17 protein-coding genes are annotated in these 19,883 nt (G+C 46.0%); 7 read left to right on the top strand and 10 right to left on the bottom strand.

Going from position 1 to position 19,883, the window contains the following annotated elements:
- The first annotated feature begins 26 nt into the window (after nt 1–26).
- The 4 genes from NV381_RS14655 to NV381_RS14640 all read left to right on the top strand — a co-directional run bounded on the left by NV381_RS14655 (nt 27) and on the right by NV381_RS14640 (nt 3,724).
- The gene (locus NV381_RS14655; RefSeq protein ID WP_258214029.1) at nt 27–278 is read left to right on the top strand and encodes an acyl carrier protein; all 252 of its coding nucleotides are present in this window, start codon (nt 27–29) and stop codon (nt 276–278) included.
- 6 nt (nt 279–284) lie between these two features.
- The gene (locus NV381_RS14650) at nt 285–1,481 is read left to right on the top strand and encodes a hypothetical protein (RefSeq protein ID WP_258214028.1); all 1,197 of its coding nucleotides are present in this window, start codon (nt 285–287) and stop codon (nt 1,479–1,481) included.
- Nucleotides 1,482–1,513: 32 nt separating this feature from the next.
- Nucleotides 1,514–2,437, top strand: coding sequence for a hypothetical protein (locus tag NV381_RS14645; protein ID WP_258214027.1), 924 nt, complete (start codon nt 1,514–1,516; stop codon nt 2,435–2,437).
- A gap of 135 nt (nt 2,438–2,572) precedes the next feature.
- Complete coding sequence (locus tag NV381_RS14640; RefSeq protein WP_258214026.1) at nt 2,573–3,724, top strand: MBOAT family O-acyltransferase; 1,152 nt, start codon at nt 2,573–2,575, stop codon at nt 3,722–3,724.
- Nucleotides 3,725–3,826: 102 nt separating this feature from the next.
- Here the strand turns inward: NV381_RS14640 and NV381_RS14635 are convergent, their stop codons facing one another.
- Together NV381_RS14635 and NV381_RS14630 are read right to left on the bottom strand one after the other, a co-directional pair.
- Nucleotides 3,827–4,057 (bottom strand): hypothetical protein, encoded by a 231-nt coding sequence (locus NV381_RS14635; RefSeq protein WP_258214025.1) that lies wholly within the window; start codon nt 4,055–4,057, stop codon nt 3,827–3,829.
- A complete protein-coding gene (locus tag NV381_RS14630; RefSeq protein ID WP_258214024.1) occupies nt 4,054–4,389 on the bottom strand; it encodes a hypothetical protein in 336 nt (111 codons plus the stop codon). The genes NV381_RS14635 and NV381_RS14630 overlap by 4 nt, the downstream gene beginning before the upstream one ends.
- 292 nt (nt 4,390–4,681) lie before the next feature.
- On the opposite strand from NV381_RS14630, the gene NV381_RS14625 reads away from it, so the two are divergent.
- The gene (locus NV381_RS14625) at nt 4,682–5,650 is read left to right on the top strand and encodes a sugar phosphate isomerase/epimerase family protein (RefSeq protein WP_258214023.1); all 969 of its coding nucleotides are present in this window, start codon (nt 4,682–4,684) and stop codon (nt 5,648–5,650) included.
- A 995-nt stretch (nt 5,651–6,645) separates the two neighbouring features.
- Here NV381_RS14625 and NV381_RS14620 read toward each other — a convergent pair.
- The 3 genes from NV381_RS14620 to uvrB all read right to left on the bottom strand — a co-directional run bounded on the left by NV381_RS14620 (nt 6,646) and on the right by uvrB (nt 12,030).
- Nucleotides 6,646–6,861 (bottom strand): hypothetical protein, encoded by a 216-nt coding sequence (locus tag NV381_RS14620; protein ID WP_171653343.1) that lies wholly within the window; start codon nt 6,859–6,861, stop codon nt 6,646–6,648.
- A gap of 176 nt (nt 6,862–7,037) precedes the next feature.
- Nucleotides 7,038–9,920: an excinuclease ABC subunit UvrA gene (gene uvrA / locus NV381_RS14615; RefSeq protein WP_258214022.1), complete on the bottom strand. Its 2,883-nt coding sequence runs from the start codon at nt 9,918–9,920 to the stop codon at nt 7,038–7,040.
- 112 nt (nt 9,921–10,032) lie between these two features.
- A complete protein-coding gene (gene uvrB, locus NV381_RS14610) occupies nt 10,033–12,030 on the bottom strand; it encodes an excinuclease ABC subunit UvrB (protein WP_258214021.1) in 1,998 nt (665 codons plus the stop codon).
- 264 nt (nt 12,031–12,294) lie between these two features.
- Between uvrB and NV381_RS14605 the strand changes: the two genes are divergently transcribed.
- Together NV381_RS14605 and NV381_RS14600 are read left to right on the top strand one after the other, a co-directional pair.
- Nucleotides 12,295–13,080 carry a flagellar motor protein gene (locus NV381_RS14605; RefSeq protein ID WP_258214020.1) on the top strand — a complete coding sequence of 262 codons (786 nt, stop codon included), beginning with the start codon at nt 12,295–12,297 and terminating at the stop codon, nt 13,078–13,080.
- Entirely contained in the window at nt 13,064–13,837 is a 774-nt protein-coding gene (locus NV381_RS14600; RefSeq protein ID WP_258214019.1) for a flagellar motor protein MotB, read from the top strand. The genes NV381_RS14605 and NV381_RS14600 overlap by 17 nt, the downstream gene beginning before the upstream one ends.
- Nucleotides 13,838–13,947: 110 nt before the next feature.
- On the opposite strand, the gene NV381_RS14595 is transcribed toward NV381_RS14600, so the two are convergent.
- The 5 genes from NV381_RS14595 to ftsE all read right to left on the bottom strand — a co-directional run bounded on the left by NV381_RS14595 (nt 13,948) and on the right by ftsE (nt 19,804).
- Nucleotides 13,948–15,243 carry a PDZ domain-containing protein gene (locus NV381_RS14595; RefSeq protein ID WP_258214018.1) on the bottom strand — a complete coding sequence of 432 codons (1,296 nt, stop codon included), beginning with the start codon at nt 15,241–15,243 and terminating at the stop codon, nt 13,948–13,950.
- Nucleotides 15,244–15,395: 152 nt separating this feature from the next.
- On the bottom strand, nt 15,396–16,844 hold the full coding sequence (locus NV381_RS14590; RefSeq protein WP_258214017.1) for a S41 family peptidase: 1,449 nt from the start codon (nt 16,842–16,844) through the stop codon (nt 15,396–15,398).
- Between the two features lie 88 nt (nt 16,845–16,932).
- Nucleotides 16,933–18,183: a murein hydrolase activator EnvC family protein gene (locus NV381_RS14585; protein WP_258214016.1), complete on the bottom strand. Its 1,251-nt coding sequence runs from the start codon at nt 18,181–18,183 to the stop codon at nt 16,933–16,935.
- A gap of 27 nt (nt 18,184–18,210) precedes the next feature.
- Complete coding sequence (gene ftsX, locus NV381_RS14580; protein WP_258214015.1) at nt 18,211–19,128, bottom strand: permease-like cell division protein FtsX; 918 nt, start codon at nt 19,126–19,128, stop codon at nt 18,211–18,213.
- Entirely contained in the window at nt 19,118–19,804 is a 687-nt protein-coding gene (ftsE, locus tag NV381_RS14575) for a cell division ATP-binding protein FtsE (protein ID WP_258214014.1), read from the bottom strand. Before ftsE ends, ftsX begins: the two co-directional genes overlap by 11 nt.
- Nucleotides 19,805–19,883 lie beyond the last annotated feature (79 nt).

The raw sequence follows: 19,883 nt of genomic DNA, 5'->3' as shown, positions 1-19,883 counted from the left end.
AATATCAGAATAAGGAGGCTTAACCCATGCAAGACCTGCTGGAACAGCTTGAACTACATATCCGCACACGTTATGAAATTGAGTCGGATGATGATGATTTTACGGTTGACGTACATTTGTTCGACTACGGTTATATTGACTCAATTGGCGCTACTGCGTTGATCGCCCATATTGAGAAAACCTATAGCATCCAGGTGACGAATCAAGACCTGATGCTGTATTCTATGAATACAGTGCGAGAAATCGCCGATTTCATCCACAAAAAGATTGCGAGGTAATCAATTATGGAATGCGTCGTATCCCTTGAGGGACTGGCATCCAGCCAGCATGGCCAGGTGAAGTACGCCGCCGCCTTCATCGATGAGAACATCCGGGACATCCGGATTGACAATAACCACATTTATATCACTCACGAATCCGCCAAAAGCAACGAAGCTATCGAAGCTCAAGTACTCCGCCTGATCGAGCGTTTCTCCCATGGCGATTTCGGATTTAAAGAAAACATATTGTTCGAGAACAAGGTCGATACTCCTTACGAAGGCAATATCATCTCGGAGCTTGTAGACCGCAAAATCATTAAGATTCTGGATCCCGGCTTATTCATTTTCCGTGAGCCCTTCTCAAGCTTGATGCGTTTCCTGGATTATTCGTTTGTTACGAAAGTCGCCAACCGTTTCACCGAGGTCAAGGAAGAATCCTACCCAGCCGTGATTCACTGCGATACACTCAACAAAACGAATCATTTCACATCGTTTCCTGAGCATATTCATTTCTTGACTCATCTTCGTGAGGATTTGGATATTATCGAGTCATTCTCCCAATCGATTCGCGATGCAGGCGGCTGGAAGCAGGATGCGCCACTAGATCTTAATGCGAACATGCCTACACCTAAATTTACAATGAATCCTTCTACATGCTATCACTGCTATGAAGGCTTACAGAACGAGACACTTGAAGGCGATGGCCTTATAGTAACTGCAATCTCCAAATGTCACCGTTTTGAATCACGAAACCACAGCGACTTCGGCCGTTTGCTGGATTTCAGCATGAGAGAAATCATATTCGTAGGTAAACCGGAGTTTGTAAAAGAAAATCGCCTGCGCTCTATCGAATATATTAAAGAGCTCGCAGTTGAATGGAATGTAGACAGCTTATTTGAGATTGCCAACGATCCTTTCTTCACGAACGATTTCCAAACCAAGGCTTCCTTCCAACGCAATCAGGAAATGAAGTATGAGCTGCGTTTGAACATACCTTACATTAATAAATCAATCGCCTGCAGCTCTGTTAACTTCCACAGCAACACGTTCGGCACAGCCTTTAACATTAAAATGGGCAAACGCAACGCGGTTACAGGCTGCGTAGGCTTCGGTATCGAACGCTGGGCATTCGCTTTCCTTGCGCAATACAGCTTGGATGAGGCAGCTTGGCCTGCTGCTTTCCGTGAGCAATACCATGCGTGGCAGCAGAAATCTCTGTAAGTATGAAATCTTAAAAAAATGTAGGTTCCCCTATGAAACTAATATCTTTTTTTCGTAAAAACAGCTTTGTGCTGCTGCTACTAGCCGCGTTTGTACTGTCGGATCTTCTCATTACCGCATGGGATCCGATGGTTACTTCACGGCGCTTTTATAAGAACGATTTTACTAAAACTCTATATCACCATCAGTGGCAGGACAGCGGTTCCGTATTTTACGGCAACTCCTCGGTGACGGGCGCCTTTGTGGAGAAAGACTCCAAGTCCGGGCTCGTAGAAATGGGCCTCTCCTACGGGAAGCTCACTGATCTGAAAGCCATTCTGGAGCAGAGGCTCTACCATTTCGAAGGACCGCTTGTTATAGGTATTGATGTACATACGATGCTCGATAGCCTTGAGACAGATCCAACCTACCAATGGTTCAAGCCATGGTATCAGCCTTATGTGTATACATACCGTGATTACTTCCGCGATTCGGGAACAGAGCTAGCACGTCAGTTGTACAAAGGAGCGGTGGAGCTTAACCGTACACAGCTGTTAGCTTATGAGCCTCGTTGGATCGATAAAGAACTGTATTTCGGTCATAAAACCGATGCAGAGCTCAAAACCAAATGGAATGATTACGAGCAGCGTTTCGGCTGGATGAACCAGCGTGACTATAAGGATAATCTGCAAGCCCTTGAATGGATTTTACAATATGCCAAGGATAACCAGCTCCCGCTGCGTGTAGTTTGGATGCCATGGAATAAAGGGTATGCACTCCCTAAGTATATGCCTGGACTTCAAGAAGACGTAAATCGCCGTCTTACGGCTTATCAGGTACCCGTACTTGACCTGCTGCAAAAGTATGATCCAAAATATTTTCATGATCTAGTCCATTTGAGCCGCCGAGAGGGCGCTCCTGTATTTACGAAGGAGGTTGACGCATGGCTCCTTTCGCTCGTAAAATCCTCCAAATAATCATCTACACAGCCATGCTGATCATGGTTTTGATTTATTTTACCGGTAAGGGACTATTTATTTACGAAGGATTCTAGAGGTACGTTTGCACACTTTCCTAGAAGCCCCCGATTTTTTCACTAAGGGAGTATCGCTATGTGGTATTTGAACATGAACGCGGTTGTAGCGATGATCGGTATGGTCCTTATTCTGGCCCTAACCCGTTGGTGGCCGCATAATAAGCGTATATTGCTGCTCGCGTTCAATCTTTGTTTCTTGCTGGTGTTCAGTAAGAAGCTTTTTGTCTTTTATGTGGTCTATACTCTGCTGAACTATCTGGGCTTCCTCTTTTTATGCCATGTCACCTCTTGGCGCAAGGGTTGGTTTATTACTCTCATCGCGCTGAATGTAGCAGGGGTTTGCTGTTTAAGGCTGTTCGGTATGAAGGTGTTCGAGAATCCACTCTTCGATGTGGTCATTCTGCTCGGACTTGTTTACAATGTGCTGAAAGTCATTGATGCTTATTATTTTGCCTACTTTTTCGGCAAGGAAGCTCGAACGCCTGCACTCGATTATGCTAACTACATTTTGTTCGTGCCTACCTTTACTTCCGGCCCCATTCTTAAGTTTCGGGACTTTATGGCGGACACCAAGCAGCCTTATAAGCTAAACTCGGGACAAGTCGAGGATGCAGTCAAGCGAATCATTCTGGGCATGTTTAAAAAGATTGTACTCGTCACCTGGATGACTGACTTGTTTAACCAGATGCAGCAGCAAGAGCTGCACACCCATGAATCTTTGTTTCTGATGATTTGGTTTTATGCGCTTATCTTCTTCGACTTTTCCGGTTACTCGGATATTGCAATCGGATTTGGCCGGCTGATGGGCTACAACATTCCGGAAAATTTCAAGAAACCATTCCAGTCACCCACGCTTACCCAATTTTGGCGCAATTGGCATGCAACACTTGGCGATTGGTTTCGTGACCATATCTTTATGTTCTTTTCCCGGAAAACCCCAAGCAAAGCAACCGCAGCCTGCTTATCCATCCTCATTATGGTGCTGATCGGACTGTGGCATGGTTTCAGTTGGCTTTACTTTTTGTACGGCTTGTACCACGGCATTGTAATGGCTCTTGAAAATTTATTAGGGAAATCTACGGTCAACAAGAAAAAGGTTAGTAAAACCTATTTCTTCGCCCGCTGTGCACTCACTCAATTGATTGTTACTGTTTCTGTTATCATTTACAGCGGCAGTGAGGAAACTGTGTTTAAAATTTACCGCGGCCTATTCAATTGGCCCTTCTAATTTCACAAGAAAAAGAGGAAGTTCCCATGCCGTATGTTACGGAATGAGTGCTTCCTCTTTTTTCATGCCCATTTATCTCAATGTCTTATGTCTTAACCAAGCCTAGCCATGCAAAGCCAAGCAAACTCTATCTGAAGCTGGACTAGCCTTAGAATATAGATACGCTTCATTCCCAACGACCTCTATGCGCTCCAATTGCTCTAGATCGAATACGGTTCCGGGCCCCCCAGTCACTTTCCTCGTTTGCAGTACTTGAATGAGCCTGGGAATCATTTTATGATCGCTTGATAAGAACGTTACCGGAATTTCCATATTTTCAAGTTTGATTCTCACGCCGATTCTCCTTTCTCTGTGGATTTCACATTTTCGATCTTTGAAATTTGATGCGTTGCCGTGAACAACGATTCCGAACGGTCGCTTATATGGGCTTGCAAGGTAGAACAATGGATTTGACTATGGCTGGCCGTTATGAACACTTCTCCGAGATATTGATAGACCTGATTGTGATCCTTCTTGTGAACATGGACCTTACCGGTTTTCGAATCAATATTAAGGGAAATATGATTAGATAATTCGACCAAGCAGGAGGACTTTCTAAAGCCATTAGGGAAACGAAGCCATTGGCCTAAAGTTGTTTCTACAATTTGAGTTTCCTTATTGTGCATATTGGTTCGTCCTCTCATCCAAAAATATGTAACCCTTTGCAAAACAGCCCTTTGACAAAGTTAAGTCTCGGATTCGCGGATACACCTCTTCTCTTGTGAAATATACTTCCCTTTCATTGTAGCCCTTCTTGTCTGCAAAGAAATGGGAATAATGTCGAGACAACTGTCGAAGCATTTAATTTAAAAATGAACTAAGTTGCCTTGTCCGCATCTTATACTTTGAGAAGTAACCAAACAATGCTATACTTTGGGAGAGTCGCGTACACGCGTACATTTTTATCGGAGGTGTCTTATGAAGTTAGGCGTATTTTCTGTATTATTCGGGCAAAAGTCATTGGAAGAATCGCTGGATTATATTGCTTCAAAAGGCTTGGAAGCAATTGAAATCGGCACTGGCGGCTACCCCGGCAATGCTCATTGCAACCCGGAAGTGCTATTAGCCGACGAAGAGAAATTGAAGGCGTTCAAAAAAGTGGTCGAGTCCCGCGGTTTAACCATCAGTGCTTTAAGCTGCCATGGTAACCCTTTACACCCGCAAAAACCAATTGCACAAGAACATCATGATGTCATCATCCAAACTATACAGCTGGCTGAGAAGCTTGAAGTTCCTGTTGTTAATACGTTCTCAGGCTGCCCCGGCGACCATGAAGGCGCTAAATATCCGAACTGGCCGGTTGCTCCTTGGCCGAATGATTATCAAGAGATCCTAGACTGGCAATGGGCTAACAAGGTCATTCCTTATTGGACCGAGACTGGCAAATTCGCTTCTGACCGTAATGTAAAGATCGGTCTTGAGCTTCACGGCGGTTTTTCCGTACATACTCCGGCAACACTGTTGAGGCTTCGTGAGGCTGCAGGTGATGTAATTGGTGCTAACCTTGATCCAAGCCATATGTGGTGGCAAGGTATCGATCCCGTGCAAGCTGTTCAGATCCTTGGACGTGCCGGCGCTATTCATCACTTCCATGCTAAGGATACCTCGATTGATCCGATCAACATCAATAAACACGGTGTTACCGATATGCAGTCTTATACCATGATGCTTGACCGTGCTTGGCAGTTCCGTACTGTAGGCTACGGCCACGATATGAAAACATGGGCGGATATCATCAGTGCGCTTCGATTGGTTGGCTATGATTATGTAGTGAGCATAGAGCATGAGGACGGCTTAATGTCCGTTGATGAAGGCTTTACTAAAGCGGTTGAGAATCTGCAGCAAATACTGATCAAGGAACCACTAGGTCAAATGTGGTGGGTTTAATCATTTAAGAGCCGAGGAGCGGTATGCTCCTCGGCTTTTTTTAACATTAGAAAGTTCTTTACAACACCAACGCATGAAGCAGGGTTGCCCTTTCTAAGTTCTTAACATATATGAATTCTTAAGATTTTTACTTCTTCACCATCAGGTGAGTTCCTTTTTATATTCGGATAGCGGGGAAGTAGCTATGTGCTCTAAAGGTCCTGAACGGAACTGAAAATTCCGTTATTTAATCTGCCGCCTCCAATTTAAGACGATAGCGGAAGTCCGAATTCCGCTATGTGGGGTGAATGATGAGTATTATGCACAAAACAGAGAGATAACGGAAGTAGTTGTTCCGGTATCTCTCTGTTTTGTGTGCTTTCCATACTATAGAGGAACGATTACTTCCGCTAATGCTTCGACTCATTCATTATAGGAAGAATTAGTCGCCTGTAAAGAAGGCACTTGACAGGTTCACTTAAATAATCAGTGCTAAGGGTTACAGGTTTCGTTAATATCGGCGCACTGATGTTCAATTTCAATCGTGATGCAAGCCGGCCATCCTTAATAGCGCCCTACGTCGCTACAGGGCGGGGGATCCGGTGGTACCGTCGCAGTTTAGGTACGAAGTAGGTGATGGAGAGATGTAACCGGAGTATTACCAGGGTGTTCACGGCTAGGAATACTGGATCGAAGACCGGTAAGGAAGTAAGGAAGCAACGCAAAGCACAGAGTAGAACAAAAGAGGGCATGGATGTGGGGTGGAGGAGCGATAGCGTCCGCCTTTGAAGATCGTGTTCCCACCGCTGCAAGCCTATCATTCAAAGGAACACGACTTCAACAGTGGCCGGAATCCCACATCCATCCCTCCTCACGCACAAACGTACATGGTACACCAAGGACGCCGCACGGCGTTTTTCTTTTGAGTTCGACAAAAAAGCCCTAAGACCATCGTTGTGGTCCAGGGCTTCATTTACGTGCCATGTAGCTTGCGACAAGCGCAAGCATCCGATCTTCTACAGTTTATCCATCCAATTGAGTACCATAACGGTATCCATAATCAAAAACACCAACAAGCTAACGCCGCCAAAACCGATAGCAAATAGATTTTTCTTAGGAGCAATCAGCAACCGAACAACACCAATAGCAATAATAATCGTGAACAACAGCACGAATGGATCAAAGCCGGTAAATTTGCTCGCTGCTTGCGCTGCCTCTTCAGCTAAAAACATCGAGAGACCTCCTCTAGTATACGAAAATGCTTAGTTTCTATCTTATCTTGACTGGCTTTGAAGTGCAAGTAATTCAGCAAAGTGTAACAAGTTTGTCAACATTTGCGTATGTTTCATCCCTTACTTTGCCTTATTTAAGGATTCCCCAAATTTCATATTATAAATCGAAATCATTGTTACACTACAACATCTTCCATCTGTTTAAGCCGTTGAGCATAGTCAGCAGAGCGAGCTTTGTCTCTTTCAAGAATTGGTTTCAAGTAGCGACCTGTATAAGAGCCATCTACCTTCACAACTTCCTCTGGTGTGCCTGTAGCTACAATTGTACCGCCTTTACTGCCGCCTTCCGGTCCCAGATCGATCATATAATCGGATGTCTTAATGACATCCAGGTTATGCTCAATTACAAGCACACTATCGCCATTTTCAACCAGCCTATGCAGAACCTTAAGCAGCCTGTCAATATCGTGGATATGCAATCCAGTCGTCGGCTCATCGAGAATATAAATCGTCTTACCGGTACTCCTGCGATACAGCTCCGCAGCAAGCTTCACGCGCTGCGCTTCACCGCCGGACAATGTTGTTGCCGGTTGCCCCAGATCCATGTAGCCTAAGCCTACATCAAGTAAAGTGCTTAGCTTGCGGTGAATACGCGGAATGTTTTTGAAAAACTCGCAAGAATCCTCAATCGTCATTCCAAGCACTTCGGAAATGTTTTTCCCTTTATACTGCACCTCTAACGTTTCCCGATTGTACCTTTTTCCCTTACAAATCTCACATGGAACATAGACATCAGGCAGAAAGTGCATTTCGATCTTAATAATTCCATCCCCGCGGCAAGCCTCGCATCGTCCGCCCTTTACGTTAAAGCTGAAGCGGCCCTTTTTATAACCGCGTACCTTGGCTTCATTCGTATTGGAGTATACGTCGCGAATATCATCAAACACTCCTGTATAAGTTGCAGGATTAGAACGTGGTGTCCGACCAATTGGCGACTGATCAATATCGATAACTTTATCCACATGCTCCAGCCCAATGAAATCACGGTATTCACCAGGACGAACCTTGGCACCATTGAGTTGTTTCGCCAATGTTTTGTACAAGATCTCATTGATTAATGTGCTTTTGCCTGATCCTGATACCCCAGTTACACATGTAAACACACCTAAAGGAATCTTTATGTTAACATTACGCAGATTGTTTTCCTTCGCACCTTTAATTTCAAGCCATTTTCCATTAGGCTTCCGGCGTTCCGCAGCAATTGGAATGAACTTCTTCCCGCTTAAATATTGTCCTGTCAAGGAGCCCGCATCGTCCATAATTTCTTGCGGCGTCCCTTGAGAAACCACTGTACCTCCATGGATACCCGCTCCAGGACCAATATCAATAATATAATCTGCTGCGAGCATCGTATCTTCATCATGCTCAACGACTATCAACGTATTGCCCAAGTCGCGCATATGCTCCAGCGTTTTAATCAAACGGTCATTATCCCTTTGATGCAAACCTATGCTTGGCTCATCCAGGATATATAATACACCCATTAAGCTTGATCCGATTTGTGTAGCCAATCGAATCCGCTGGGCCTCGCCGCCTGACAAAGTACCTGCTGCACGGTGCATGGTCAGGTAGTCCAGCCCTACATTGACGAGAAAGCCAAGACGAGCATTAATTTCCTTCAAAATTAAATGCGCTATCTGGACCTCTCTATCCGTCAGTGACAGCCCTTCAAACCACTCCTGCGAATCACCAATGGAAAGCGAAGTTACATGGGCAATATTTTTCCCATTGATCGTAACTGCCAATGTTTCAGGCTTTAAGCGCTGCCCTTTACATTTGCTGCAAGGCTTCGAGCTCATGTAGGTTTCAATATGCTCGCGAATGCCATCAGAGAACGTATCCCGATAGCGACGTTCCAAATTATTAATAATGCCCTCAAAAGGAACGAGCGCTTCCTTCCTATGTCCCATGTCGTTCTCATAACGAAAACGGACCTTCTCACCACCAGTACCGTTCAACAGCTTCTTTATCTGCTCCGGCTGCAGTTCGGATACGGGCTTGTCCGTCGGAATTTTGTAATGCTCACAGACGGCAGCTAAAAACTGCGGATAATAGTTGGATGTGCTGCCAGCCCAAGCCTCAAATGCACCCTCCTCGATAGAAAGCGTCGGATTTGGCACAAGCAGGTCTGGATCAACTATCATTTTGCTTCCCAATCCGTCGCAATCAGGGCATGCGCCGAATGGGCTGTTGAAGGAGAACATTCTTGGAGCCAACTCCTCGATGCTAAATCCGCATTCGGGACATGCGAGATTCTGGCTGAACAGCAGCTCCTCCTTCTCCAATATATCTACGATAATTCTGCCGTTAGCCAGCTTCAACGCAGTTTCCAATGAGTCTGCCAAACGGCTTTGAATATCGTCCTTCACAACAATCCGGTCAACGACCACTTCGATCGAGTGTTTCTTGTTTTTATCAAGCTCAATTTTATCGGATATATCCATAGTCTCGCCATTTACACGAACCCGAACAAATCCTTGCTTCTGGATATCGGCCAGCAATTTGGAATGCTCGCCTTTGCGCCCCGAGATGATCGGAGCTAATATTTGCAGCCGTGTCCGCTCCGGATATTCCATAATCCGGTCGACCATCTGCTCTATCGTCTGTGACGTAATCTCTAACTTATGATCTGGACAATGGGGACGGCCGATTCTAGCAAATAGCAAGCGAAGATAATCGTAAATCTCCGTCACAGTACCCACAGTGGAACGCGGGTTACGGCTTGTGGTCTTCTGATCGATAGAAATGGCAGGCGATAAGCCTTCAATTGAATCTACATCAGGTTTATCCATCTGGCCTAAGAACTGTCTTGCGTATGCAGACAACGATTCGACATACCTGCGCTGGCCCTCGGCATAAATCGTGTCGAAGGCAAGCGATGACTTACCAGAGCCACTGAGCCCTGTGAGCACGACAAAACGATCCCGAGGGATCGTAACGTCTATATTCTTCAAATTATGCGCTCTCGCGCCTTTGATTACGATATTATCTCTGACCACGTGGTTGCCACCATCCTTTATATATCACAAGAGAACCCTTCATCCGCAGATTCTCTGTCTCATAACGCTATTATCCATTATATCCATCCGTAGGTCTGCTTCTAACTCTATCTTACAGCTCCGTTCTTAACTCCATCACCGCGTCGCGAAGCTCAGCTGCACGTTCAAACTGCAGATTTTTGGCCGCTTCCTTCATTTCCGCTTCCAGACGCTCAATCAGCGACATCCGATCCTTCTTGGACATCTTGCCCTGTTTCAAATCGGTTAAGTAATCAGCCTTCTGTTCAGCTACCTTGACCGCTTCAATGACATCCCTGACCTTCTTCTGTATTGTTTGCGGAGTGATTCCGTGTTTCTCATTATAAGCTATTTGAATATCGCGGCGACGGCTCGTTTCCCGAATCGCTTTGTCCATCGAATCGGTTATTTTGTCACCGTACATAATTACCCGACCGTTCGAATTCCGCGCGGCCCGGCCAATCGTCTGTATCAGTGAGCGCTCAGCACGCAAGAAGCCTTCCTTGTCGGCGTCCAATATCGCTACGAGGGATACCTCCGGCAAATCCAACCCTTCCCGCAGCAGGTTAATGCCTATTAATACATGGAATACTCCCAATCGCAAATCACGCAAAATGGCCATCCGCTCCAATGTCTTTATATCGGAGTGAAGATACCGTACCTTGATCCCGATTTCTTTAAGATAATCCGTCAAGTCCTCCGACATCTTCTTCGTCAAAGTAGTCACGAGGACACGTTCATCCTTGCTGATTCGGTCATGGATCTCGGCTAGCAAATCATCAATCTGCCCCTTCGTCGGCCGTACCTCAATGATCGGATCCAGCAGGCCGGTTGGGCGGATTATTTGCTCTACCATCTCAGGACAATGCTCCAGCTCAAAAGGTCCCGGAGTTGCCGAGATAAACACAGCCTGCTTCACCTTGCCCTCAAATTCCTCAAATCGAAGCGGTCTGTTATCCATCGCCGACGGGAGACGGAACCCGTGCTCTACCAGCACTTCCTTACGTGCTCGGTCTCCATTATACATACCCCTTATCTGTGGCAGCGACACGTGAGATTCGTCCACCATCACTAGCATATCCTCCGGAAAGTAGTCGAACAGTGTATACGGCGTCGCCCCTCGTTCACGGAATGTTAAGGGTCCCGAGTAATTCTCAATACCGGAGCAAAAGCCCATCTCCTGCATCATTTCGATATCATACCGCGTCCGTTGCTCCAGTCGTTGGGCTTCCAGCAGCTTGCCTTTCTCGTTGAGCTCCTTCAATCGTTCTTCCAGCTCTCGCTCAATGTTGATAAGTGCGCGTTTCATCGTATCCTCATGGGTAACGAAGTGAGATGCGGGGAAGATGGCGATATGCTCACGTTCGCCAAGGATTTCACCGGTCAGCACATTAATCTCCGTTATGCGCTCGATTTCATCTCCGAACAGCTCCACTCTTACAGCTTGCTCGGAATGCGAGGCAGGGAAAATCTCTACTACATCACCACGGACGCGAAACGTGCCGCGGACAAAGTTCATATCATTGCGCTGATACTGGATATCGATCAGGCTGTGCAGGATGTCATTGCGCGACCGCTCCATACCGACACGTAACGACAGCACCAGGTTGCCGTATTCAATCGGCGAACCTAAGCCGTATATGCAGGATACGCTCGCTACAACAATGACGTCCCGCCGCTCGAACAACGAGCTGGTGGCCGAGTGGCGCAGCTTATCGATCTCCTCATTGATGCTTGAATCTTTCTCTATAAATGTATCCGAAGATGGAATGTAGGCTTCTGGTTGAAAGTAATCGTAATAACTGACGAAATATTCCACAGCATTGTTAGGGAAAAATTCCTTCAATTCACTGCACAACTGTGCGGCTAATGTCTTGTTGTGGGCAATAAGCAATGTGGGTCGATTTAGTTTGGAAATCACCTGTGCCGCTGTGAACGTCTTGCCCGTTCCCGTAGCGCCAAGCAGTGTCTGATACCTCTTCCCCGCTTGAATACTTGCTAACAGATTCTCAATTGCCTTAGGCTGATCTCCCTGAGGCAAGAAATCCGATACCAGCTCAAACGGTTTATTGCTCTTCGTTACTTCGTTCATGTAATCACCCGCCCATTGAAAAAAGTCGTGTTCTATTAACTTTTAAACAATTGTTTCCGATAAATAATATGATCTATCGACGTAGATTGACTCCGTTCGACTTTTTCCTTTATAGGAATACTTGTTCCCATATATTATACCTTTTTTCATCTTTTGTTGCAAACGATTAAAGCTTTCCTCTATTAGTGGGTTACAGGAATTTTTAATCATATAGATCTGCATGAAGAGAAACATTAATTTATTGAATCTAGGGGTGGTAGGAACGTGGATTTAACAACGATAATAGGTCTTGTAATAGGATTGGGAGCTCTTCTAGGCGGTTATATGTGGGATGGCGGCCATATTGGCGCACTTATTGTCCCAAGCGCCATGTTAATTATTTTCGGGGGAACAGCAGGGGCTATAGCAATAAGCTTCCCTATGTCCCGTCTAAAGGAAATCGGTAAAGCACTAAGCATGGCATTCAAAGAAACCAAAAGAGAGCCCGGCACTATTATTGAAGAGCTTGTAGATATGGCCACGGTTGCCCGCAGAGAAGGTGTGCTTGCTCTAGAGCAGCGTGCAGTGGAACATCCGAACAGTTTCTTGCGCGGCGGTCTTATGATGGTTGTTGATGGAACCGACCCTGAATTGACACGTCAAATTTTGGAGCTCGAAATGGATGCGCTTGAGCATCATCATGAGGGCTGGGCCAAAATATTCGAAACAGCGGGCGGCTATGCACCCGCGATGGGGATTATCGGTACCGTTATGGGACTGATACACGTTCTGGGCAATTTGGCTGATCCGAGCAGCTTGGGCCCCGCTATTGCCGTTGCTTTTACAGCTACATTATATGGTGTGGCTTCTGCGAATGTAGTGTATCTTCCTATAGCAACCAAAATAAAAATTCGCAGCAAAGAGCAAATTTCTGAAATGGAATTGATGCTTGAAGGAATTTTAGCTCTGCAAGCCGGCGAAAATCCTCAGTTGATTCAAAAGAAACTGAAGTCCTTCCTCCATCAAAACCATAAGAAAACGGAAGGTGATATCAGTGGCGAGGAGAAATAAGAAGCACGCCGAGCATGAAAATCACGAGCGCTGGTTGATTACCTATGCAGATTTAATCACGCTGCTTCTGATCTTCTTTGTCATCATGTATGCGATGAGCAAGATTGATACGGAGAAATATCAAATCCTGTCGCAAGCACTTAACTTTGAATACAAGAAGGCAGATTCCGTGCTCCCTCAAGGTCAAGGAGTACTCGGCCGTGTCAGCACAGCCAAAGCTAATGAAGGCGATAAATCCGAAAACGCCGAGAAGGAGAAAAAAGAAAGGGAAGAGAAAGAACAAAAAGAAACTCGTGAGAAGCAGCTGGAAAATTTATTGGAGCAGATACAGCAGTATATTCAGCAGCAAAGCCTGCAGGCTCAAGTGTTCGCAGCCAATACCCCTAAGGGAATTTCTGTAACTCTAAACGATCTGTTCTTGTTCGATCTCGGTAAGGCTGATTTGAAAAAAGAGGCTTTCCCCATTTTAAACCAACTGGCTACAATGTTCCCGAACTTGAATACAACGATCAGCATTGAAGGCCATACGGATAACCTGCCATTGGCAACAGGGTCTCTATACAAGGATAACTGGGGACTTTCAAACGAACGCTCGCTATCCGTGCTTCGTTACTTCATTAATAACTCAGGCCTGGATCCGAAAAAATTCATATCCACTGGCTATGCAGATACGCGTCCTGTAGTTGGAAACGACACTCCAGAGAATCGGGCCAAAAACCGTCGCGTTGAAATCGTTGTGCTGCGTGAACCGAATTAACAAGCGTCACAAGCGGAGCAGAGCTTACCCCGTTTTATTCAAAAAAAGCTGCTGGAACTCAGGTTCCGGCAGCTTTTTTCCTTCAATTTTGTTAGGCTGTGAGGCTGATCCTACATAGGTCTGCTACCAGATCGATTGCTGAAGACCCCTACAAGCTTCCTGCTCAAATAAGAGAATATATGAGATTGTTTTTCTTCCGCATAATACATCGCATCTTGATCAGGCGCTAAAATAATGCCCAATTGATGATGCTCGTCAGAGAATAAAGCTCGCTTCAGAAACTTGCTTTCCCCCTCCAAATTAAGCACCTCGAGCTTGCAAAATGCCGGATTCTGCTGCATGGCTTGGAACAGCTCCTGCTTCGTAACTACCGCCACTCCGTTCACCTTGTGAATGACTTCTCCTGCAGTCAGCCCCATATCAGCCGCCGCACTGCCAGGCAAAATACCCAAAATCTTCAGTCCGCGCTGGTCATGAACATAATAGGGAATTCGCTTCAATTCATCCCATCTGCTGTACACCCGCAAAGCTTCATGAAGCAGTATGCAGCCCAGTGATGCAATTATCGTCAGGACAGGCCATACATAGGCCAGAAAAGCCAGCAGCAGTACGGAGCAGGCATATAGAGCCAACAGCTTCGCTGAGAGGCGAGCTTTCTCCTTCGGCAGTCGGGACAGAGTCAGCTCAGCAAAGCCGATCATGACGGGGAAGCTAATCATCGTCCAGCCGCCGCTCCACAGCCCTCCACCCACTAGAGGCGTCCAAGGCAACGGGATTGCACTGCCTCCTTGCAGTGGCACCAGCAAAAATAACACAACAGGCCAGAACCCCTGCATATTATAGCCACCGACGATTTTACCCCGCTTGCTTGCGTAAAACATCGGCGTAGCTGTCTTGGCCCCCTGCTGCCTCACTAACAGCGCTTCAATCAGATGAAGGATCGCAATAAGTGCGAGCAGTGAAGGCATGTTCAGATTGATCAGCGTATTCACAATCCAGGCAAGCAGATCGGATGCTGGATTCAATCTTGAAGCAAACCAAACGCATAGCACATGCAGAACCCCTATAATCCCAATAGCATAAGCCCAGCATAAAAATCTCACACGAACAAAAAGCAGCAGCAGCGATATGACCCACAATAAGAGCACAGTATCAGCTTGAATGGTAGCTCCAACAACGGCCATAACTACAGAAGCCGCTAATCCGCCGATCCACCCCCACAATAATGCCCGCCACGTTTCGGTTAATAAGGAGTGCAGTTTCGTATGAAACAATTTACGTTCAAACAATATTTGCCTGCGGTATTGCAGGATGACAAATAAAATACCAACATAATAAAACGGATGCATGAACAATTGAAGCAGGGCTTGTAGCCCTCTTTGTGCCACTTCCATGAACACGGTCATTGGACTGCTCCTTCTTAGATACATTAAAAAAGAAGGCTGGAATAAATCCAACCTTCTTACTCTTTCGACGCTGCTTATTCAATTTCCTTCCGCTTACTAACATTTCCATTTCAGCTAATCGGAATTTTTACCCTGCACCCTACCCATTTGTACTACTTGGGCATTACGGACTGCAAGTGCTGAGTCGCCGCTTTTAGCTGCAGATCATTTTTAGGGTCCTTGATTTCGGTCAAAATCGCTTTTTCAATCCGGGTCGCTGTCTCCACATCAACTTCACCTGTTATAGGCAAGCTTTGCATCCGTTGGAAAGCCTTGACAGCTAGAGCCGTCTTATCGCTGAAGTAACCGTCTGTACGATCCGGGGTTAGTCCCAGCCCTGTCAGCATGGTTTGTAAGTTTTTAACGTCTTCGCTATTGGTATCCGGCTTCAGGGTTGTTTTCTTACTCAGCGGAGCTACCTTGAAGAAGGCAGGCTGCTCAACCGCGATATCCGGTGCAATTCCTTTTTTATGAATCCAGGTGCCATTTGGCGTCAACCACTTGTACACCGTCATCTTAATGTTGCTGCCATCGGCCATTTCCTTCTCAAAGGTTACTTGGACCGTACCCTTACCGAAGGTCGTTTCACCGATCAGCTTGCTGCCGGAAGAGTCATGCAAGGCTCCTGCCAATATCTCCGAAGCACTGGCGCTGCCTTTGTTGATCAGTACGGTAACAGGATAATTTTTACCTGTTCCCTGTGATGGTGTATCTTCCTGCTCGCCTTTGCGGTTTTCAATCTTCACAATAGGCTTGCCCTTAGGTACAAAAGGTTCGACAATTTCGACAACGGCGGACAACAGACCACCCGGATCGTTACGAACGTCGATGATCAATCCCTTCATTCCTTTTGCTTCAAGATTTTTCAGCTCGTCTTTGAATCGTTTGGCCGTGTTGCTGGAGAACTGGCGAATCTCGATTTTACCGATATTGCCCTGCAGCATCTCCGCATAGACGGTTTCCACATCAATATCGTCACGTACAACAATCATTTGAATCGGCTCAGGCGAGCCCGGCCGCATAATGTCCAGCTTAGCCTGCGTTCCCTTCGGTCCGCGAATTTTCATAATCGCCTGATTCAAAGTCAATCCGTCAAGCTTCTCGCCATTTACAGCAATGATAACATCATGCGTGTGCAATCCCGCTTTCTCAGCTGGAGAGCCTTTAATAGGCGCCATGATAGTTACCTTTCCATCCTCAGAAGAAACCTCAGCCCCAATGCCTTGAAACGAAGATGTAATACTCTCGTCGAACTGCTTCGCTTCTTTTTGGTCCATATAAACTGTAAAAGGGTCCTCCAACGCCGACAGCATGCCGTTAATCGCTCCGTTGACTACTTTATCACGATCGACTTGCGATAAAAATTTGCTGTCTATTAGTTGGTACGTGGTGGCAATCTTGTTCAAATCCTTAGTACTCAAACCAGACTTCACGGTCGCCGTGCTGCTATCTCCACCTACCGAAGCAAAGATCGATGGATGCACAATCGTTAGCGTCATAATGCTGCTGGCGAACATGGCCAACAAAATAAATGCCAAAACCGTACGTCCTTTAAATGTCATTCCTTAGTATACACCGCCTTTGCTACTTACCTTATCGACTGGCCGTCCGTTTAGTATATGACAAGCTATTTGAAATTATTAACAGCGATTATTTCAAATAAGGTTTAGGATCTACGGGATTTTCATTAATCCGAACTTCAAAATGCAGGTGGTTACCCGTCGATTCACCGGTTGATCCGACCTCTGCAATTTTTTGCCCTCTTTTGACCGTATCGCCTTTTTCCACATCCGTTCCACCGTTACGGATATGCCCATACAAGGTCCAAACTCCGTTGCCATGGTCAATAATAACACAATTCCCATACCCACTCCACCAGGAAGCAACGATCACTTCACCATCAGCTGCAGCTAGGATAGAGGTTCCGTTAGGCGCACCAAGGTCGATCCCTTTATGCGTCGCTTTCTTGCCAGTAAACGGGTCTGAACGTGTTCCGAAATCGGAGGTCATAGGCGAATTCTTCGCCAATGGGTAACCCATCTTGCCTCCTGTGAACGCCGGAGTCGAGTTTACCGCAGGAGGAGCAGTGCCCTCCTTCTTGGCTTTGGCTGCAGCCGCGGCTCTGGCTGCTTCCTCCGTAGCCTTGCGCTTCTCGGCTGCCAGCGCGGATTCCTTGCGCGCATACTCAAGCAATACTTTCTCCTGATCCTCGCTTATGTCTTCCAGCTCCTTCTCCTTTTTGGAGAGGCTCGCTATCTTGACTTCCTTTTCCTTCTCTTTGGTCACCAAATCGGCCTTAACAACCGCTGTCTGGCTATATAAATCCTTAACCTGATCGAGCTGCTGTTGAACCTGAACCTGCTTGTCCGCTATCATTGCACGGTCTTTTTGATTGGATTCCAATATCTTTTTATCTTGATTCACAATGGATTTCAATGCATTCAAACGGTCCAGAAAGTCACCGAAATTCGTTGAGCTGAGCAGAACGTCAGCGTAGGAAACGACTCCGTTCATATACATAAGGCGAACCCTTGATTTCAGAAGCTTATCTCTACTTTCAACTCGCGTTTCGGCTTCCTCAAGCTGCTGGCCGGTTTCCTGCAAAGTATTCTTTACCGTACTAAGCTGGCTATTCAGATCGTTAAGCTTCAGGTTCGTTGCCTCAATTTGACTAAGCAATGAAGTAATATCTGAGCTTGTCTGCTGCTTTTCCTGATGTACCTTGTTCATTTCGGACTGCGCTTCATTCGCTTTTTGCTGAGCGGTTGTTTGCATTTTTTTCAGCTGGCTTATCTGCTGCTCGATTTTCTGCGTTGCCGTCAAAGCAAACGCAAACTGCGGCACAACAATGGTTCCCAACAAACCTGATGTTACAATTAGAGACAGAAGAGACTTTTTCAACTTTTCATTTCCTCCCCGATCCGTTTATTACACCCGTAAAAACTTGCGAACCGACAACGTGCTTCCCCATATTCCGATAACAATCCCAATTCCGAGCAGCAGCCCGGATATCGTGTAGTAAACCTGTTCAAAAGGCAGCAGCTTGATCATAAGCAAGTTCAAGTCCAGCTGCGTAGAGTCCATGAGCTCCCAGTAACCATAAAGCAAAATAACTACAGGTATTACCGAACCGATAATCCCGAGCAGTGCTCCTTCTATAAAAAACGGCCAGCGGATAAAAGAATTCGTAGCTCCAACCAGCTTCATAATCGAAATTTCGCGGCGTCTGGCAACAATCGTAAGCTTGATCGTATTGGATATAAGGAACATTGCCGTCAATGCTAGCCCCGCTACAAGAATAAGTCCTGTATACCGTACGATTTCGGTAACCTTAAACATCGTCTCTACCGTTCCTTGTCCATAGCTGACGCGATAAATAGGCTTGGTAGGGAGGCTGTTATTGATAGCGCTTATCTTTTGAGCGACGCTTGCAACCTCACGCGGTTCAGTAACTTCTACTGTGAACGAATCGTTAAGCGGGTTGTTCTCGCCATCGAATCCGTCAAGCAATTGCTTGCCGCTCTCGCCAAGCTTATCTCTTAAATAGACCAGCCCTTCTTCCTTGGACACAAATTTCACCTTGTCCACCATGGAGAAGGATGCAATCTGACTCTGTAAAAGCTGAACCTGTTCCTTCGGCGTGTTCACTTCGAGGTAGACGCGAATTTCAACCTGCTGTTCAATTTGCGCAGCCAGATAGTTTACGTTCAAGGTCAGCAGCAAAAAAATACCTAAAACAAACAACGAGATGGCTATTGAGCTTATCGATGCGAATGACATCCAGCCATTGCGGACCACATTCTTCCCGCCTTCGCGTAAGTGGCGGAACCCTGTGCTAATCCTCATAGCCGTATTCACCCCTTACTTCATCACGGGCTATTTGGCCCTGCTCAATGGCAAGCACTCGCTTGCGCATCGTATTGACAATTTCTTTGTTGTGCGTTGCCATAATGATTGTAGTGCCGCGGAAGTTAATCTCTTCCATCAGCTTCATAATCCCCCATGATGTGTCCGGGTCCAAATTTCCTGTCGGCTCATCGGCAATGATCACGGCTGGATTGTTAACAATCGCGCGAGCAATAGCTACACGCTGCTGCTCTCCTCCGGATAGCTGTGTTGGCAGAGAGCCTGACTTATCCCTCAGCTTTACCAGCTCCAGCACCTCTAGCACTCGCTTCTTAATAATTTTCTTGGGAGCCTCGATAACTTCCATAGCAAAAGCGACATTTTCAAACACAGACATCTTCGGCAAAAGTCGATAATCTTGAAAAATAACTCCAATATTGCGGCGCACATACGGAATTTTCCGCTGCTTCAGCTTTTCCAAATTAAACCCGTTGACAAAAATACTCCCCTTAGTCGGCCGTTCTTCTCTATAAATCAATTTCATGAATGTCGATTTCCCTGCGCCTGATGGTCCCACGACATACAAGAATTCATTGCGGTCTACTTTTACATTGATCCCTTTTAGCGCATTGCTTCCATCGGGATACGTTTTCCATACATCGTTCATTTCGATCACAATATCACATCCTGATTTTGAACTAGCTTATAAACTTTCGACATAAATAGGTAAAATCCTTCGTTGTGAAAATATTTCA

Origin of the sequence: Paenibacillus radicis (ex Xue et al. 2023) (genome assembly GCF_024722015.1) — a bacterium.
Taxonomy (GTDB): domain Bacteria; phylum Bacillota; class Bacilli; order Paenibacillales; family NBRC-103111; genus Paenibacillus_S.
The sequence above is the reverse complement of the archived record's forward strand: the minus strand, read 5'-3'. Positions and strand labels throughout refer to the sequence as shown.

What these genes read in the sequence shown, in the direction of transcription:
- NV381_RS14655 (WP_258214029.1), top strand. Translation starts at nt 27, where the DNA reads ATGCAAGACCTGCTGGAACAGCTTGAACTACATATCCGCACACGTTAT.
- NV381_RS14650 (WP_258214028.1), top strand. Translation starts at nt 285, where the DNA reads ATGGAATGCGTCGTATCCCTTGAGGGACTGGCATCCAGCCAGCATGGC.
- NV381_RS14645 (WP_258214027.1), top strand. Translation starts at nt 1,514, where the DNA reads ATGAAACTAATATCTTTTTTTCGTAAAAACAGCTTTGTGCTGCTGCTA.
- NV381_RS14640 (WP_258214026.1), top strand. Translation starts at nt 2,573, where the DNA reads ATGTGGTATTTGAACATGAACGCGGTTGTAGCGATGATCGGTATGGTC.
- NV381_RS14630 (WP_258214024.1), bottom strand. Translation starts at nt 4,389, where the DNA reads ATGCACAATAAGGAAACTCAAATTGTAGAAACAACTTTAGGCCAATGG.
- NV381_RS14625 (WP_258214023.1), top strand. Translation starts at nt 4,682, where the DNA reads ATGAAGTTAGGCGTATTTTCTGTATTATTCGGGCAAAAGTCATTGGAA.
- NV381_RS14620 (WP_171653343.1), bottom strand. Translation starts at nt 6,861, where the DNA reads ATGTTTTTAGCTGAAGAGGCAGCGCAAGCAGCGAGCAAATTTACCGGC.
- uvrB (WP_258214021.1), bottom strand. Translation starts at nt 12,030, where the DNA reads ATGAACGAAGTAACGAAGAGCAATAAACCGTTTGAGCTGGTATCGGAT.
- NV381_RS14595 (WP_258214018.1), bottom strand. Translation starts at nt 15,243, where the DNA reads ATGACCGTGTTCATGGAAGTGGCACAAAGAGGGCTACAAGCCCTGCTT.
- NV381_RS14590 (WP_258214017.1), bottom strand. Translation starts at nt 16,844, where the DNA reads ATGACATTTAAAGGACGTACGGTTTTGGCATTTATTTTGTTGGCCATG.
- ftsX (WP_258214015.1), bottom strand. Translation starts at nt 19,128, where the DNA reads ATGAGGATTAGCACAGGGTTCCGCCACTTACGCGAAGGCGGGAAGAAT.